Below are 16,476 nucleotides of genomic sequence, written 5' to 3' on the forward strand. Positions count from 1 at the left end.
GGTTACCCGATAAAGGCTTTGTAAGCGGCTTCATCCATCATATCGTCCAGTTGCGACAGATCGGCGGCTTTCATTTTAAAGAACCACGCATCCCCCTGCGGATCCTCGTTCACCTTGCCGGGATCATCCACTATTGCCTCGTTTACTTCGACGATTTCGCCGTCAATCGGCGCCAGAATGTCTGACGCGGCCTTGACCGATTCAATCACCACAACTTCGTCGTCCTTGACCACTTCGGTTTCGGTATCGGGCAGTTCGACAAACACCACGTCACCCAGTTGTTCGGCGGCGTGTTCGGTGATGCCCACGACCACAACATCCCCTTCGACGCGCAGCCATTCGTGTTCTTCTGTATACTTCATTATCATTTCTCCTGTTGATTAGCGTTTATAGGTCGAGGGCCGGAACGGCATATCCGCAATGGTGGCGGGCAGGCGTTTGCCGCGCACCTCGGCATAGATTTTAGTGCCGGTTTCGGCAAATTCTGTGGCGACATATCCCATCGACATGGGCCGTCCGATGGTGGGGCCAAAGGCGCCTGATGTGACTTCGCCCATCGGCTCGGCCGCGGTTTCATCCGCAAACAGCATGGTATGCGCGCGCATCGGCGCGCGGCCATCGGGTAGAATACCAACGCGGCGGCGTGATGTGCCGTTTTCCAGCTCGTTCAGGATACGGTCAGCACCTGGGAAGCCGCCCTCGCGTTCGCCCCCTTTGCGGCGAACCTTTTGCATCGCCCATTCCAGTGCGGCCTCGATGGGGGAGGTGGTTTCGTCGATGTCATTGCCATAAAGGCAAAGTCCTGCCTCTAGGCGCAAACTGTCGCGTGCGCCAAGGCCGATCGGCTCTACCCCGTCCGCCGCCAACAAAGCGCGGGCAAAGGCAACCGCCTGATCATCGGCGACGGAAATCTCGAACCCGTCCTCGCCGGTATAGCCCGAGCGCGACACCCAAAGGTCGCCAAATGCGGATGGCAAAACGGTCACATCCATGAATTTCATATCGGCCACAGGGGCAATGCTGTTCAGCGCGGCTTCGGCCAATGGCCCTTGCAACGCCAGCAATGCGCGATCGCCGATCACCTCGATTTCGCAACTGTCCGACAGGTTCGCCCGCATATGCGCGATGTCGGCGTCCTTGCAGGCCGCGTTCACCACAACGAACAGGTGATCGCCACGGTTGGCCACCATCAGGTCATCCATGATCCCGCCCGCATCATTGGTGAACATCGCGTACCGCTGACGCCCCTCTTTCAGCGCCAGCAGCGATACCGGCACAAGGGTTTCAAACGCCAGCGCCGCATCGGCCACATCGCCGGATTTGGGCCGCACCAGAACCTGCCCCATATGGCTGACATCGAACAGACCGGCATTCTCGCGGGTATGGATATGTTCCTTCATCACGCCCAGCGGATATTGCACGGGCATTTCATAGCCCGCAAAAGGCACCATTTTCGCGCCCAGTTCCAGATGCAGATCATAAAGACCGGTTCGTTTCAGATCAGACATGCGTCGCCCCCAATATATCGCCAACCGGATGGTAAATGCGTCCGGCATCAATTTAAGCGGTCAAATAACCACCCGTTGATGCCCCCTCTGTCCGTTTGCCTGAGATCGCTATCCCTTCGGCGGGCACCACGCGGCACCACTCTCCAGAGTCTTCACAGTCAACCGTCGGTCCATTGGGCCTGAGAGTTTAGCGGGGCGCATGCTCCTTCGGCACTGGTAACACCAGATTCTCCCGACGTTGACGGAAGGCACGTTAGACCAGCAAACCGACCTTCGCAAGGGGTTGTATTCAGGTGTATACAAATGCAAAACATTCCCTATGAAAGACCCGTTTTTCTTTGGCTACGGCTCATTGGTGAACCGCAAAACGCATGAGTACGAACAGGCCCATCCGGCACAGATTACCGGCTGGCGGCGGGCGTGGCGGCGCAGCCCCCTGCGTGATCTATGCTACCTGACGGCGGTACCGGATGCGGATTGCACCATCGACGGGCTGATTGCCGCAGTGCCGGATGGTGACTGGCAGGCGCTGGACATCCGTGAACGCGCCTATCTGCGGCAGGATGCCACCCATCAGGTCCACCACGAGGTAAACCACGACCCCGAGGTGGCGATCTACGCGATCGAGGCCAACGCCCACCAGCCCCCGACCACAAAAAACCCGATCCTGCTGTCCTATCTTGATGTTGTCGTTCAGGGCTATTTCAATGAATTCGGTGAAGAAGGCGTTGCACGGTTTTTTGACACCACCGATGGCTGGCACGCGCCAATTCTGGATGATCGGGACGCGCCCATTTACCCACGCGCGATTACGCCTGATAAAACCGAAATCGTGCGGGTCGCATGGCATCTTGCCAATCTTGATGTGTAAATCAGGTGTTCAAAACCGCTTTTACCGTTGCTGCATACGTACGGCTTACAGGTAAAGAACGCCCATCGCTTAATTCCAGCAACAGCTTGCCGTTGTCCCTTTTGGTGCGGCGCATGGCGTTGATTGCCGCCCAGTGCGAACGATGGATCTGCACACCACTTGCATCGGGCAATTCGGAAATCGCATCGCTCAACCGCATCAAGATCAGGGCTGATCCTTTTGTTGTTGTGGCCTCGACATAGTGATCCTGCATCGAAAGGGATATCAAATCCGTCCCCAATTCGAACGGAAGACGTTTGAAAAAATCCTGTGCCGGTGTTTGCGGCGCGGGGGTCGCGACGCCCAAACGGGACTGGATGCGCAAGCTGATAATCCCGCCAATCAGGGCGCAAACAAAGAAAACCCTGACAACAATCTGCGGGCCAAGGCCATTTCCGCGAATGAGCCATTCAATTTGAACGACCGTATAACTGATCGGAAGGGTTGCAGCCAAAACCGCCAGCCCGATCCTGATGAAACTGGGCCATTCATCCATGGCCGGATTGCGAACGAACAAGGTTAAAAAGGCCAAAACCAAGATCCACCCGATCCCGATATCCAGCCCCCAATAAAGAAGCCGCGTGCCAAAAGACATGTCCGATGTCGAAAACGGCCCCAAATATGCAAAGGCTAAAATGGTTAACCCCAATGCAATCAGCTGTTCGCGCCAGTGCCAGAAATTCAGCACACGAAAAACCGATGCCTTGAATGTGTTATTCACGAATAAATCCCTGTCGTTCACGCATCCACAATTCCTAACGTGATATTTCACTGCGAAAAGAATTCAAGTTGAAACTCGAACCTTTTTGCAGGAGAAAACCATGCTTTCAAATATTCTAAACGGCGCACCAGTCTGGGTTTGGCCATTGCTTGGGTAGTGTCGCGAGTTTGGTGGAAATTCGAGGACGGCGTAATCTCCGGGTGCATCGAAGCCACCCAACCGGCGGCTGGAACCGCCAAGGAGATCACGCCATGACAAAGAATACAGCAACATCGACATCCGCGCTACTGGCCAATGAAGCAGGCTATGACCCGATTGAAGACCGGCTGCGCCAGAACATCCGCGCGACGATCGAGGCGGTTTTCGAAGAGGAGCTGGAGCAGTTTCTGGGCCGTTGCCGGTATGGCCGCAGCGGCGGGGCAAAGGCCGGATACCGCCACGGGCATCGCGAGCGGCAACTGGTCGGAACATTTGGAACCGAAACGGTGCGCGTGCCGCGTGCGCGGATCACAGGCGAGGCCGGCAAGGCCAGAGAATGGCGCTCGAAGGCATTGCCCCGCTACCAGCGGCTGACGAAGAAGGCCGAGGCGCTGATCGCTGCTGTCTACCTTTCGGGCACCAACACACGGCGGGTAAAACGCGCCCTGTTCGGCCTGTTTCAGGGGGCGGTCAGCAAGGATGTGGTGAGCCGCGCCTGGCGCAAGGTGAAGGTGGACTGGCAGGCGTGGTGCGCCCGCAGCCTTGCGGATGAAGACATCGTGCGGCTGATCCTGGACGGCACCGTGATCAAAACGCGGATTGACAGGAAGGCCACCAATATCTCGGTTCTGGCCGCGATTGGCGTGCGCCGGGATGGGCAGAAGGTCTTGTTATCACTGATGAACATGGGCGGCGAAAGCACCTCCGCCTGGCGTCAGTTCATCAACGATCTGGATGCGCGCGGGTTGAAACGGCCCGAATTTGTCATCGTGGACGGGGCACCGGGACTTGAGGTCGCTCTCATTGCCCTCTGGGGTGAAGATCTGCCGATCCAGAGGTGCACGGTGCACAAGCACCGCAACCTTCTGGCCAAGGCACCCAAGCGTATGCATGATGAGTTGACAGAAGATTACCGCGACATGATCTACGCCAAAACACCCGAGGAAATCGCCACCCGCCGCAAGGCATTTCTGCGAAAATGGCGGCTGAAATGCAAGGCCGTCGCTGACAGCTTGGAAGAAGCAGGAGATAAGCTTTTCACCTTCACGCGTCTGCCACAAGGCCAGTGGAAATCGGCCAGAACGACAAATGCGATCGAACGCCTGAACGAGGAATTCCGCCGCCGCATCAAGACCCAGACCGTGCTGCCATGCGCCGAGACCGTGCCGATGCTGCTTTGGGCTCTGATGGCCTCGGGGCAGATCGTCATGCGAAAGGTCGATGGCTGGGAAACGCTCGCTCAGCCCGTCGCCGACGCAACCCTTGACCAAGCCGCCTGACCGGCGCATAACTCAACCCGCTCGGAGGTGCCTGAAATCAATTTCCACCACTTTCGAGACACAACCGATTTTATCTACTGAAAATACAACTGCTTGATATCGAACCGGCAATATGGCGTCGCTTTGTGGTGCCAGCCAGCATCACGCTGGATCGGCTGCACGATGTGATTCAGATTGTCATGGGCTGGACCGACAGTCACCTGCACGAATTTACCATTGGGAAAAAACGCTACACCGAATATCCGGAATCCAAAGAAGACGGGTTGGTATGTGGAAAATACCGGCTTGGAGATTTGATCAAACAGAAAGGCCGAACATTCAGTTATCTGTATGATTTCGGGGACAGCTGGGAACATGAACTTCTCTTGGAGGAGAACCGCTATTTCAATCCTGAATTGAGAACGGAGCTGGCCTGTCTTGAGGGTGAACGGGCTTGTCCACCTGAGGATGTGGGTGGTGTACCCGGTTACTTTGAATTCTGCAACGCCCTGAAGGATCCGAGCCATGAAGAGCACGAAAGCTATATGGAGTGGTCCGGAGGCGATTACGATAGTGAACAATTTGATTCCGACTCGGTAAATTGGGAATTGATGAAATACCTCAGAGGTGGTCGCGGAAATTCGGACCAGTTGTTAAGGTGGATCGACTTATGAGAAAGACGATTCAAAATGACGAAACGAAAGAACCATTCTCCCGAATTCAAAGCCCGCGTTGCGCTTGAAGCAATCCGCGAGGAAATGACGATGGCGGAGCTGTCGAAGAAGTATGGTGTGCATCCAACCCAGATTGGCACATGGAAACGAGCAGCGATTGAAAACATGGCCACGGCATTTTCCAGACGGGGCCGTGATCCTGATCGGGTTGATGAAGCCCAGATTGAGAAGCTGCACTCCAAGATTGGTCAGCTGGTCGTGGAACGGGATTTTTTAGCCAACGCCTCGCAACAGTTGCTCGGGAAGCGAGGCAAAAAATGGTGAGCCGTGAGCATGATCTGAGTGTGCGACGACAATGCGGGCTACTTTCTCTGGCGCGCTCGAACCTGTATTACCAGCCAAAAGGCGAAAGTGCTGAAAATTTGCGGTTCATGACAATAATCGACAAGCAATTCTTGCAGACGCCGTGGTATGGATCACGGCAAATGGCCCGGCACATGCAGCGCCAAGGTTACAAGTGTGGTCGCCACAGGGTCCGCCGTTTGATGCGGCTGATGCGGTTGGTTCCGATCTACCAGACGCCCAACACGAGCAAGAAACATCCGCAGCATAAGATCTACCCGTATCTGCTGCGAGACCTGACGATTGATCGTCCAAACCATGTGTGGTGCGTAGATATCACCTACATTCCGATGCAGCGCGGGTTCCTCTATTTGGTCGCGATCATGGACTGGCACAGCCGCAAGGTTTTGAGCTGGAGATTGTCAAACAGCATGGAGGCAGATTTTTGCGTTGAAGCCCTGAAAGAGGCTATGGCCAAATACGGCAAGCCCGATATCATGAACAGCGACCAGGGCAGCCAGTTCACCGGGTTTGAATGGACGCAGGCGCTGAAAGAAGCCGACGTGAAAATCTCGATGGATGGCAAAGGTCGCTGGGTCGATAACCGGATGATCGAGCGGCTTTGGCGATCCTTGAAATACGAATGCATTTACCTCAACGCATTTGAAACGGGTTCGCAGACCCGCGCCGGGATCGGGAAATGGTTGGCTTACTACAACACCGAGCGCCCGCATTCCACCCACGGAATATTGACCCCGGATGAAGCCTATGACAGAAAAACAAAACCAATGAGTTTGGCAGCCTAAATGAAACCCTGATCCATCTTAAACTGGCTGCTGACTGGTCAAAAAAGTGGGACCACCTCTAATCGCCTATGAGCTGGAGGCGGAAAGCCAAGCTATGTTCGGCGGAGAAATAGAAGTGGACGAAAGCTACTTTGGCGGCAAACGCAAAGGTAAACGCGGGCGTGGTGCGGCAGGTAAAATTCCCGTTTTTGGTATATTAAAAAGGGGTGGGAAGGTTTACACCAAGATCATCCCGGACGCCAAATCCGCCACTCTGATCCCGATCATAGAGCGCAAAGTCGTGCCGGATTCCATCGTCTATTCCGATTGTTGGCGCGGTTATAATGTGCTGGATGTGTCAGACTTCCACCACTTTCGCATCAACCATTCCAAGCTCTTTGCAGACCGTCACAACCACATCAATGGCATCGAGAATTTCTGGAACCAAGCCAAGCGCCACATGCGCCGATTTAACGGTGTCCCCAAGGCCCAATTTGGGCTATAGGGAACCTCTAAAAATCCCCCAAAATCCGGCCTGACGGGGTAGAATCGTCATCAGGATGAAAATGATTCGACCGACGGGGTTTTGTCATGGGTCAGATGGGATTTTTTGATCTTTCCAGCCGATACGCGGGACTGGACAAATCTGGTGATCCGCTGGTGTTGCTCAACGACATGGTGCCGTTCGAGGATTACCGGGACGAGCTGAAGGCCATATGGCGCACGCCGCCCGAACAGCGCAAATCCAACGCTGGCCGCCCGCCTTGGGATGAGGTGCTGATATTCAAGACGATGGTTTTGCAGCAGCTCTACAACCTCTCTGACGATCAGATCGAGTATCAGATCCGCGACCGCCTGTCGTTCATGCGGTTTCTCGGCCTTGGCATTGAAGACAGCGTACCTGACGCCAAGACCATCTGGGCCTACCGTGAAAGGCTGGCCGGGGCCGGGAAGATGAAGGAGCTGTTTGACAAGTTCGATGCCTTTCTGCGCGAAAAGGGCTATCTGGCGATGGGCGGGCAGATTGTTGATGCGAGCATCGTTCCGGCGCCGCGCCAGCACAACAAAAGGGACGAGAACGAGAAAATCAAGGCGGGCGAAACGCCTGAAGAGTGGGAGGAAAAACCCCACAAGAAGCGCCAGAAGGACGTGGATGCGCGCTGGACGAAGAAGCACGGCAAGAGCTATTACGGCTACAAGAACCACATCAATGTCGACCGGCGGCACAAATTCATCCGCGCTTATGATGTCACCGATGCCGCCGTGCATGACAGCCAGGCGCTTGCCGGTCTGATTGATGCGAGCAACACCTCATCGGACCTGTGGGCCGACAGCGCCTATCGCTCGCAAAAGATCGAAAGCGAGCTGGAAGAGCGGGGGCTTCACAGCCATATCCATCACAAGGGCAGGCGCGGCAAGCCGCTTGGCGAGCGCCAGCAAAAGGCCAACCGGAGGCGCTCGAAAGTGCGGGTCCGGGTCGAGCATGTATTCGCTTTTCAGGAGCGCTCCATGGGCGGCAAGCTGATCCGCTCCATCGGCCTGAAGCGGGCGCGATTTCGCATCGGGATGATGAACCTGGTCTACAACATGAAGCGCTTCGTCCAGTTCGAATGCGGCCTGGCGGCGCCGGGATAAGGGTTCATGGGGTGAGGTGTGCCTGAAATACCCAAAACCGGCTTGAAACCGGTGAAAATGGGTTTATGATCCGAAGCAATCAGGCGGGACAGGCGAAAAACCGTCCACCCCGCCGCGAAGAAGGCGAAAACGGGAATTTACAGAGGTTCCCTATATTTGAAGGAATGCGAGTGGCGTTTCAACAACAGTGACCCTTCAGCTCAGTTATTGCAGCTAAGACAATGGGTTAAGCGTTACTTGAAGTAGTTATCTGGGTCAGCCCCATAAAATTTAATCTGCTTGCAGGCATTTGTTCCACCGATTGGCAAAGTCGGGAAACCCGTGTAAAAGGCCCTGAATTCCCCTGATTTATGGCACCCACACGATGACGCAACCGCACCGTTCCGAACTTCTTATGCCCGCAGGAAACCTGCGCAAACTGAAAATGGCAATCCTTTACGGGGCCGATGCCGTGTATCTGGGCACGCCGGATATGTCCCTGCGCACCAAATCGCAGTTTTCGCTCGAGGACGTGATCGAGGGGGTGGAGTTTTGCCATGCCCACGGTAAACGCGCCTATCTTACGCTAAACCTGTTTTCCCATAACAAGGATATCCCGAAACTGCACGAATACGTCGAAACTGTTCGAAAAGTGAAACCCGACGGCTTGATCATTGCCGACCCCGGTGTGTTCCAATTCGTCAAAACCCACGCGCCGGAATTGCCGCTACACATCTCGACCCAAAGCAATGTATCGTCATGGCTGTCGGTGAAATTCTGGCAGGATCTGGGGGCTGAACTGGTGGTTCTAGCCCGTGAAGTATCCTTCAGCGAACTCTGTGAAATCCGCAAAGAATGCCCTGATATCAAGCTGGAAGCCTTTGTTCATGGCGCCATGTGCATGACCTATTCGGGCCGCTGCCTGCTGTCCAACTTCATGTCCGAACGTGGCGCCAATCAGGGCAATTGCGCCAATTCCTGCCGCTGGAATTACAAATTCCACCTGCGTCTGAAAGACGGCACCGTGCAGGAATTGAATGTCACGGACGAAAACGCCGATATGTTCGAATTTCTATTGGAAGAAGGCTGCCGCCCCGGTGACCTTTTGCCAATCGAGGAGGACTCGCGCGGTTCCTACATCCTGAATTCCAAAGACCTGTGCATCATGCCCAAACTGGACGAATATCTGCGTATCGGCGTGGACAGCCTGAAGGTCGAGGGGCGCGGCAAGTCGGAATATTACGCCGCCATCGTCGCGCGGGCCTACCGGATGGCGATCGACGATTATTACGCAGATCCCGAAAACTGGAACCCCCTGCCCTATATGCGCGAGCTGGAATCGGTCGGCAACCGCGGCTACACACTGGCCTTCCACGATGGCCGCCTGACCAATTATGCGCACGACTATGAACACACCGCCGCCATGGCGCAGTGGGAATATGCCGGCGTGGTCTCGGAAGTGACCGAAGACGCCTTTCTGGTCGAAGTGAAAAACAAACTGGAAGCGGGCGAAGTGCTGGATTTCGTATCCCCCATTGCGCGGGAAACCGTGCTGCTGCGAATGTATGATTTCGAGGACGCCGCGACCGGCGAGAAAAAGGACGTGATCCACGGCGGCACCCGCACCACCGTCCGCATCCCGTTTTCCCTGTTTGACCACGAAGACCCCGAGGTGCTGCGCGCCCGCTTCCCGCAATATAGCGTGATGCGCAAGGAACGCGCCCTAACCGAAGAACAATGGGCCCGCATCCGGCTGGACAAGCTGACGCAAGGCTTGGAAATCAACGGCAAGGAAAACGAAAAGGCTTATAGCAAACGCCGTGATGAATTGGTTGAAAAGATTGAGGAAAACACCAACGACCGCCGTTTCAAAACCAACCGCATCGGGGTTGAAGGGTGCTGCGGCAAGGGCTGCAACGGCTGCATGATGTTCTGGCAGGATGACCAATACGCCCGCGCCCGCGAGGTCCTGATGAAACGCAAACAGGGCGAACAACTGACCCGTGCCGAAGCGGCAGAGTTTGTGTTGCCGGTGGAATAGGGGCAAACTCCCCAATTGACCCCCCCCGTCACATTGCCTATTTGGAACCAACCCAAGCGAAACCCGATCCGAGGCCATGATGACCGATCAACAAGCCAAACCACGCAGCTTTCAGGAAATCATCCTGCGCCTGCAGTCCTATTGGGCCTCCAAAGGCTGTGCCATGCTACAGCCTTACGACATGGAGGTGGGGGCCGGCACCTTCCACCCCGCCACCACCCTGCGCAGCCTTGGAACCAAACCCTGGGCCGCCGCCTATGTGCAACCCTCGCGTCGCCCCACCGACGGGCGCTATGGTGAAAATCCCAACCGGTTGCAGCATTATTACCAGTATCAGGTGCTGATCAAACCCTCGCCGCCCGACCTTCAGGCGCTCTATCTGGGCAGTCTTGAGGCCATCGGCATCGACATGGAGCTGCACGACATCCGCTTTGTCGAGGACGACTGGGAATCCCCCACGCTGGGCGCATGGGGTCTGGGCTGGGAAGTGTGGTGTGACGGCATGGAAGTTTCGCAATTCACCTATTTTCAGCAGGTTGGCGGGCATGATTGCCATCCGGTTTCCGGCGAACTGACCTACGGGCTGGAACGGCTGGCGATGTATGTTCTGGGCGTCGATCATGTGATGGACATGCCCTATAACGACCCCGACGCGCCAATCCCGCTGAAATACGGTGATGTGTTCAAACAGACCGAGCAGGAATATTCCCGCTGGAATTTCGACGTGGCCAATACCGACGTGTTGCTGAAACAGTTTGAAGAGGCCGAAGCCGCCTGCGCCGATATTCTGGACCACCCCTATGACGACCCCAAAACCGGCAAGCGCATCGTGATGGTGCATCCGGCCTATGATCAGGCGATCAAGGCCAGCCACCTGTTCAACCTGCTGGACGCGCGCGGGGTGATTTCGGTGACCGAGCGTCAGGCCTATATCGGCCGTGTGCGCGCGCTGACCAAAAAATGCGCCGATGCTTTTGTTGAAACCGAAGCAGGCGGGTGGGTGCAATGACAGGACGAATAGTAGGACTTGGTATCATGTTCATCGCATTAACCGCAGGCGCGGTTCTGTATTACCTTCAGGTTTACGCCTTTTATGACGAGGTCGCGGCCAAGGACGTCACCATCGAGTTGACCTCGGTTGTTACAAATGAACCCGAAGAAATCATCGCCGATAATTTTGAAGGCATCGACAGTCAATCCTCGCCCATCCGGTTTCGCGGCTGTTTCACCACGCCGATGTCGCAATCCATGCTGACCGAAACCTATGTCGCCTATGAACACGCCGAGCCACTGATCGGCCCCGGCTGGTTCACCTGCTATGACGCCAAAACCATTGGGGCAGATCTGGAAGCGGGCATCGCCCTGCCGTTTCTGGGGCAGAAAAATATCTCTGACGGTGTTGACCGCGTGGTCGCCATCTACCCCGACGGGCGCGCCTTTATCTGGCACCAACTTAATGAAAAATATGCGGAATAACCCATGCCCGACCTTCTGATCGAACTGTTTAGCGAAGAAATCCCCGCCCGTATGCAGGCCCGCGCGGCGGCTGATCTGAAACGTCTGGTCACCGACGGGCTGGTGGATGCGGGGCTGACCTATGCGTCCGCCGGTGCGTTTTCCACCCCGCGCCGTCTGGCGCTGTCGGTCGAGGGTGTGTTGAGCGAAAGCCCCACCATCCGCGAAGAACGCAAAGGCCCCCGCGTAGATGCGCCGGACAAGGCGATCGAAGGCTTCCTGCGCGGTGCCGGTGTATCGCGCGACGATCTGGAAGTGCGCGACGATAAAAAGGGGCAGGTCTACTTTGCCATCATCGAAAAGCCGGGCCGCCCCGCCGCTGACATCATCGCGCAAGTGCTGGAAACAACCATCCGCAATTTCCCCTGGCCCAAATCCATGCGCTGGGGCGCTGGCACCCTGCGCTGGGTGCGCCCGCTACATTCGATCCTGTGCATTCTAAGCGACGAGACCGGCGCAACTGTTGTGCCGCTGGACATCGACGGCATCAAATCCGGCGATAGCACCGAAGGCCACCGTTTCATGGCCCCTGCCCGTTTCAGTGTCACGTCCTTTGACGATTATTCCGCCAAACTGGCCAAGGCGCATGTTGTTTTGAGCGCACAGGAACGCGCCGATCACATCTGGAACGACGCTACAAATCAGGCTTTTGCCCAGGGGTTGGAAGTGGTCGAAGACAAAGGGCTTTTGTCCGAAGTCGCAGGGCTGGTTGAATGGCCCGTGGTGCTGATGGGCGACATTGCCGAGGATTTCATGGGCCTGCCGCCCGAAGTGCTGCAAACCTCGATGCGCGAACACCAGAAGTTTTTCAGCGTGCGGAACCCGAAAACCGACCGGATTGAAAAATTCGTCACCGTGGCCAACCGCGAAACCACGGATCACGGCAAAACCATCCTTGCGGGCAACCAGAAGGTGCTGTTTGCACGGCTGTCGGATGCGAAATTCTTCTGGGAAAACGACCTGCGCACGCCGCTGGCCGATATGGTTGCGAAACTGGAAAACGTCACCTTCCACAGCAAACTGGGCACACAGGCCGAACGGGTGGCACGCATCGCCGCCTTGGCCGCGGAAATCGCCCCGATGGTCGGGGCCGACCCCGCATTGGCCAAACAGGCCGCCGAGGTCTGCAAGGCCGATCTGTCCAGCGAAATGGTCTATGAGTTCCCCGAGCTGCAAGGGCTGATGGGCCGCTATTACGCACAGGCCGCCGGCCTGCCGCAAGAGGTGGCAAACGCCTGTCAGGCACATTACGCGCCGCTTGGTCCTTCGGACGACGTGCCCACCGAACCTGTTTCCGTCGCCGTGGCGCTGGCCGACAAGATCGACACGCTGACGGGGTTCTGGGCGATTGACGAGAAACCGACGGGGTCTAAAGATCCGTTTGCGTTGCGCCGTGCTGCGCTCGGGGTGATCCGGCTGGTGCAGGAGAATGGGGTGAGGTTAAATCTTCATCCCATATTTTCTCCTAGAATTGGTGCGCATTTAGGCAAAAGGAGCGGAGCAGAGCGCGGCAAACAAGCTAGTTCAGCAATTAAAGCACTTCATGCTCTTGGACTGGATGATGAAGCAAATTCAATAACTGAATTTGTTTCAGTTCCTGAACACGATTCCGTAGAGTTAAATACAAGAATTGCATTGTATCTTGCCAAAACCCTCCTCACCTTCTTCCACGACCGCCTGAAGGTTTACCTCAAAGACAAAGGCGTCACCCACGATGTGATCGACGCCTGCCTTGCTATGCCGAACAATGATGACCTGACCCTGCTGGTCAAACGGGCCGAGGCACTGCAAGCCTTCCTGAAAACCGATGATGGCGAAAACCTGTTGCAGGGTTATAAACGCGCCTCCAACATCCTGTCGGCCGAAGAAAAGAAAGACGGCGTGGAATATTCCTTTGGCGCCGACATCAAATTCGCCGAGACCGACGAGGAACGCGCGCTGTTCAAGGCGCTGGACGCCGCCGAAGCCGCCATCACGCCTGCGCTTAAGAAAGAGGATTTTGCCACCGCCATGTCCGAAATGGCCAAACTGCGCGCGCCCATTGATGCGTTTTTCGAGGCCGTTCAGGTCAACACCGACAATGCCACCCTGCGCCGCAACCGGCTGAACCTGCTGTCCCAAATCCGCAAAACCTGCACCTCGGTCGCCGACCTGACCAAAGTCGAAGGCTAACCCCTCTCATCTTTTTCCCATGGGCTATCGCCCGTTTTACGCCTGAAACGCTCCCCCGGAGCGTTTCCAAGACGGCTAAAACTCCGCGCCGCAGGCATAGAATCTCTTTTGCCTCGACTTTCACAAACGCTATGCTACCCATAGCGCAAGGAAAGGCGGCACCGTGCAACAGCAATCCAACATCCCCGGGTTCACCGAAATCACCCAGACCGCCCCGATCGCCAACAATACCCACGGCGGACGGGCGAAATGCCTGCAACGGCTGATCCGGCTGGACATGCCCGTGCCCAAAACCCTTGCCCTGTCATTTGACGCCGTGCACGCCATCGCCGCCGGTGATCCCGCCAACACCGACGCGATGATCGACAGTTTTGATGATGCGCTGGTCTCGGTGCGCCCCAGTTCAGAAGACCCCGACTGGGGCGGCCCCGGCGCGATCCTGAATATCGGCATGAACACCCGGCGCCATATGGAACTGGCTCAAGAACTGGGCGAACCAGCCGCCAACGCGCTTTACCTGCGCTTCATTCAGGCCTTTGCCGTCCACGTCGCCCGTCTGGACCCGGATATGTTCGAACTGCCGGACAACCCGACCAGTGACGCGTTGCAAGATATGTTGCACGCATATCAGGACGAAACCGACGCCGAATTCCCGCAAGACCCGGCAAAACAGCTGTCCGATGTGCTGCGATCCATGGCGCGGGCGTGGGAAGGCACCACCGCCCGCCTGCTGCGACAGGCCAAAGGCGCGCCCGCCGACGCGGGGCTGGGGCTGATCGTGCAGCAAATGGCATTGGGGGTGGGCAAGGGCGAATGTGGCTCGGGCGTGATCCAGTTTGCCGATGACATCACCGGATTGCCACGGATCAAAGGGCGCTACCTTAGCCAGAGCCAGGGACGCGATGCGCTGACACAGGAAAAGGGTGCGCTCTATCTGACCCATGACGAGCGCGGGCCATCGCTTGAGGATCTATGCCCCGATTGCTTTGCCAAACTCAAACAATACGGCGACATTTCCCGCCAGCGCCTGCGCGAGGAAATGCAGATCGAATTCACCATTTCCAAGAACTGCCTGAACATTCTGGACGCCGTGCGTATCCCCCGCCGTTCCCGCGCTGCGGTGCGCATTGCCGTGGCGCTGGCCAAGGACGGGATCATCAGCCGCGAAGAAGCCTTGATGCGGATCGAACCGCGTGCCTTAAGCGAATTGTTGCACCACCAGATTGACCCCGAAGGCCCGCGTGATGTGTTCCAGCAAGGCATCGCCGCCAGCCCCGGTGCCGCCAGCGGCCATATCGTGTTTTCCGCCAATGCCGCGCAGGCCAGTCAGGCCCGTGGCGAGGATTGCATCCTTGTGCGCCGCGAAACCACCCCCGAAGATGTGCGCGGCATGAACGCCGCCGTCGGGGTGCTGACGGCCAAGGGCGGCATGACCAGCCACGCCGCCGTGATTGCCCGTGGTTTGGGCCTGCCCTGCGTGGTTGGTGCCATGGGGATGGAGGTTGACCGCCGCGAAAAAACCATCACCGCCGAAGACGGGCGCATATTCAAGGAAGGCGACGTGATCACCATCGACGGCACTGCCGGTCAGGCGCTGGCGGGCGCGGCCAAAATGCTGGAACCCGCGCTGGATGGCGCGTTTCGCCAATTGATGGAGTGGGCCGATCAGGCCTGCGATATGGGCATTCGCGCCAACGCCGACACCCCCGCGGATGCCCGCATTGCCCGCAAATTCAACGCACAGGGCATCGGGCTGTGCCGCACCGAACATATGTTCTTTGAACAGGAACGCCTGACGGTAATGCGCGAAATGATCTTTGCCGACACATCGGAAGATCGGGCCGAGGCTTTGGATCAACTTCTGCCCATGCAACGCGCCGATTTTGTCGAACTGTTCGGCATCATGCAGGGTAAACCCGTCTGCATCCGCCTGCTGGACCCGCCCCTGCACGAATTTCTGCCAGCCCACCGCGAAGGCCAGCGCGAATTGGCCGAGGCGCTGGATTTACCTGTGTCCGATGTGACCCGCCGTGTGGATGCGCTGCGCGAATACAACCCGATGCTGGGCATGCGTGGCGTGCGGTTGGGGATCACCGTGCCGGAAATCTACGACATGCAGGCCCGCGCAATTTTCGAGGCCACGGTGATTGCCAGCAAAAACGGTGCCCCCGTGGTGCCGGAAATCATGCTTCCGCTGGTCAGCGCCACTCACGAGGTCGATCTGGTCAAAACCCGCGTTGATGCAGTCGCGGCCGCCGTTCGGGTCGAGCAGGGCCGCGATTTCGACTATCGCCTTGGTGTAATGGTCGAAACCCCGCGGGCCGCGTTGCGGGCGGGGGATATTGCGCAAAATGCTGCATTCCTTAGCTTTGGCACAAATGACCTGACCCAGATGGCTTACGGGATGTCACGCGATGACGCGGGGCGGTTCATGTCGAATTATGTGCAACAGGGCGTCTTCCCCGAAGACCCGTTCCACATGCTGGATACCGAGGGCGTAGGTGAACTGCTGACCATCGGCGCCGAACGTGGCCGCGCGGCGCGCAAGGACGTGGTTTTGTTGATTTGCGGTGAACATGGCGGCAACCCCGAATCTATCGCATTTTGTCGCAGTGCCGGGTTCGACTATGTTTCCTGCTCGCCTTATCGGGTGCCGGTCGCCCGTCTGGCTGCTGCGCAACTGGCAGTTGAGATTCCGAAACGATAGCTATCACGCTGATAATAATAACTAATTCGA

14 protein-coding genes, 2 pseudogenes and 1 riboswitch are annotated in these 16,476 nt (G+C 57.0%); of the genes and pseudogenes, 13 read left to right on the forward strand and 3 right to left on the reverse strand.

Annotated features, from left to right (window positions below; genetic code table 11):
- Positions 1 to 2: 2 nt before the first annotated feature.
- Together gcvH and gcvT are read right to left on the reverse strand one after the other, a co-directional pair.
- Positions 3 to 362, reverse strand: a complete 360-nt coding sequence (gene gcvH / locus ACQY4M_RS05570) for a glycine cleavage system protein GcvH (RefSeq protein WP_428541849.1) — start codon at positions 360 to 362, stop codon at positions 3 to 5.
- Positions 363 to 380: 18 nt separating this feature from the next.
- Complete coding sequence (gene gcvT / locus ACQY4M_RS05575; RefSeq protein WP_428541852.1) at positions 381 to 1,508, reverse strand: glycine cleavage system aminomethyltransferase GcvT; 1,128 nt, start codon at positions 1,506 to 1,508, stop codon at positions 381 to 383.
- A gap of 156 nt (positions 1,509 to 1,664) precedes the next feature.
- Positions 1,665 to 1,753: riboswitch (glycine riboswitch) on the reverse strand.
- A gap of 74 nt (positions 1,754 to 1,827) precedes the next feature.
- Here gcvT and ACQY4M_RS05580 point away from each other — a divergent pair.
- Positions 1,828 to 2,379, forward strand: a complete 552-nt coding sequence (locus tag ACQY4M_RS05580; protein WP_428541855.1) for a gamma-glutamylcyclotransferase family protein — start codon at positions 1,828 to 1,830, stop codon at positions 2,377 to 2,379.
- Position 2,380: 1 nt separating this feature from the next.
- Here ACQY4M_RS05580 and ACQY4M_RS05585 read toward each other — a convergent pair whose 3' ends face one another.
- The gene (locus tag ACQY4M_RS05585; RefSeq protein ID WP_428541858.1) at positions 2,381 to 3,139 is read right to left on the reverse strand and encodes a LytTR family DNA-binding domain-containing protein; all 759 of its coding nucleotides are present in this window, start codon (positions 3,137 to 3,139) and stop codon (positions 2,381 to 2,383) included.
- A gap of 251 nt (positions 3,140 to 3,390) precedes the next feature.
- Between ACQY4M_RS05585 and ACQY4M_RS05590 the strand changes: the two genes are divergently transcribed.
- The 12 genes and pseudogenes from ACQY4M_RS05590 (at position 3,391) to ACQY4M_RS05645 (ending at position 16,446) form a co-directional block, all read left to right on the forward strand.
- Complete coding sequence (locus tag ACQY4M_RS05590) at positions 3,391 to 4,617, forward strand: IS256 family transposase (protein ID WP_428539582.1); 1,227 nt, start codon at positions 3,391 to 3,393, stop codon at positions 4,615 to 4,617.
- Positions 4,618 to 4,742: 125 nt separating this feature from the next.
- The gene (locus tag ACQY4M_RS05595) at positions 4,743 to 5,270 is read left to right on the forward strand and encodes a plasmid pRiA4b ORF-3 family protein (RefSeq protein WP_428541861.1); all 528 of its coding nucleotides are present in this window, start codon (positions 4,743 to 4,745) and stop codon (positions 5,268 to 5,270) included.
- A 15-nt stretch (positions 5,271 to 5,285) separates the two neighbouring features.
- Positions 5,286 to 6,418 (forward strand): IS3 family transposase gene (locus ACQY4M_RS05600; RefSeq protein ID WP_428539245.1). Its coding sequence is split into 2 segments (ribosomal slippage): positions 5,286 to 5,538 and positions 5,538 to 6,418, totalling 1,134 coding nucleotides; the frame shifts between segments, so codons are not numbered across the junction.
- Between the two features lie 73 nt (positions 6,419 to 6,491).
- Positions 6,492 to 6,899 (forward strand): annotated as a pseudogene (locus tag ACQY4M_RS05605) (IS1595 family transposase); the annotation flags it as partial.
- Between the two features lie 89 nt (positions 6,900 to 6,988).
- Positions 6,989 to 8,032, forward strand: coding sequence for an IS5 family transposase (locus ACQY4M_RS05610; protein WP_428539227.1), 1,044 nt, complete (start codon positions 6,989 to 6,991; stop codon positions 8,030 to 8,032).
- Between the two features lie 65 nt (positions 8,033 to 8,097).
- A complete protein-coding gene (locus ACQY4M_RS05615; protein ID WP_428539576.1) occupies positions 8,098 to 8,223 on the forward strand; it encodes a hypothetical protein in 126 nt (41 codons plus the stop codon).
- Positions 8,183 to 8,278 (forward strand): annotated as a pseudogene (locus ACQY4M_RS05620) (IS1595 family transposase); the annotation flags it as partial. The gene ACQY4M_RS05615 and the pseudogene ACQY4M_RS05620, both read left to right, overlap by 41 nt.
- A 148-nt stretch (positions 8,279 to 8,426) precedes the next feature.
- Positions 8,427 to 10,052, forward strand: coding sequence for a U32 family peptidase (locus ACQY4M_RS05625; protein WP_428541864.1), 1,626 nt, complete (start codon positions 8,427 to 8,429; stop codon positions 10,050 to 10,052).
- Between the two features lie 79 nt (positions 10,053 to 10,131).
- On the forward strand, positions 10,132 to 11,061 hold the full coding sequence (locus ACQY4M_RS05630) for a glycine--tRNA ligase subunit alpha (RefSeq protein WP_428541867.1): 930 nt from the start codon (positions 10,132 to 10,134) through the stop codon (positions 11,059 to 11,061).
- On the forward strand, positions 11,058 to 11,528 hold the full coding sequence (locus tag ACQY4M_RS05635; protein WP_428541870.1) for a DUF6446 family protein: 471 nt from the start codon (positions 11,058 to 11,060) through the stop codon (positions 11,526 to 11,528). Before ACQY4M_RS05630 ends, ACQY4M_RS05635 begins: the two co-directional genes overlap by 4 nt.
- Positions 11,529 to 11,531: 3 nt before the next feature.
- Entirely contained in the window at positions 11,532 to 13,739 is a 2,208-nt protein-coding gene (gene glyS / locus ACQY4M_RS05640) for a glycine--tRNA ligase subunit beta (protein WP_428541873.1), read from the forward strand.
- A 163-nt stretch (positions 13,740 to 13,902) separates the two neighbouring features.
- A complete protein-coding gene (locus ACQY4M_RS05645; RefSeq protein WP_428541876.1) occupies positions 13,903 to 16,446 on the forward strand; it encodes a putative PEP-binding protein in 2,544 nt (847 codons plus the stop codon).
- The last annotated feature ends 30 nt before the right edge of the window (positions 16,447 to 16,476 follow it).

Source organism: Profundibacter sp. (assembly GCF_965277155.1).
Taxonomy (GTDB): Bacteria; Pseudomonadota; Alphaproteobacteria; order Rhodobacterales; family Rhodobacteraceae; genus Profundibacter.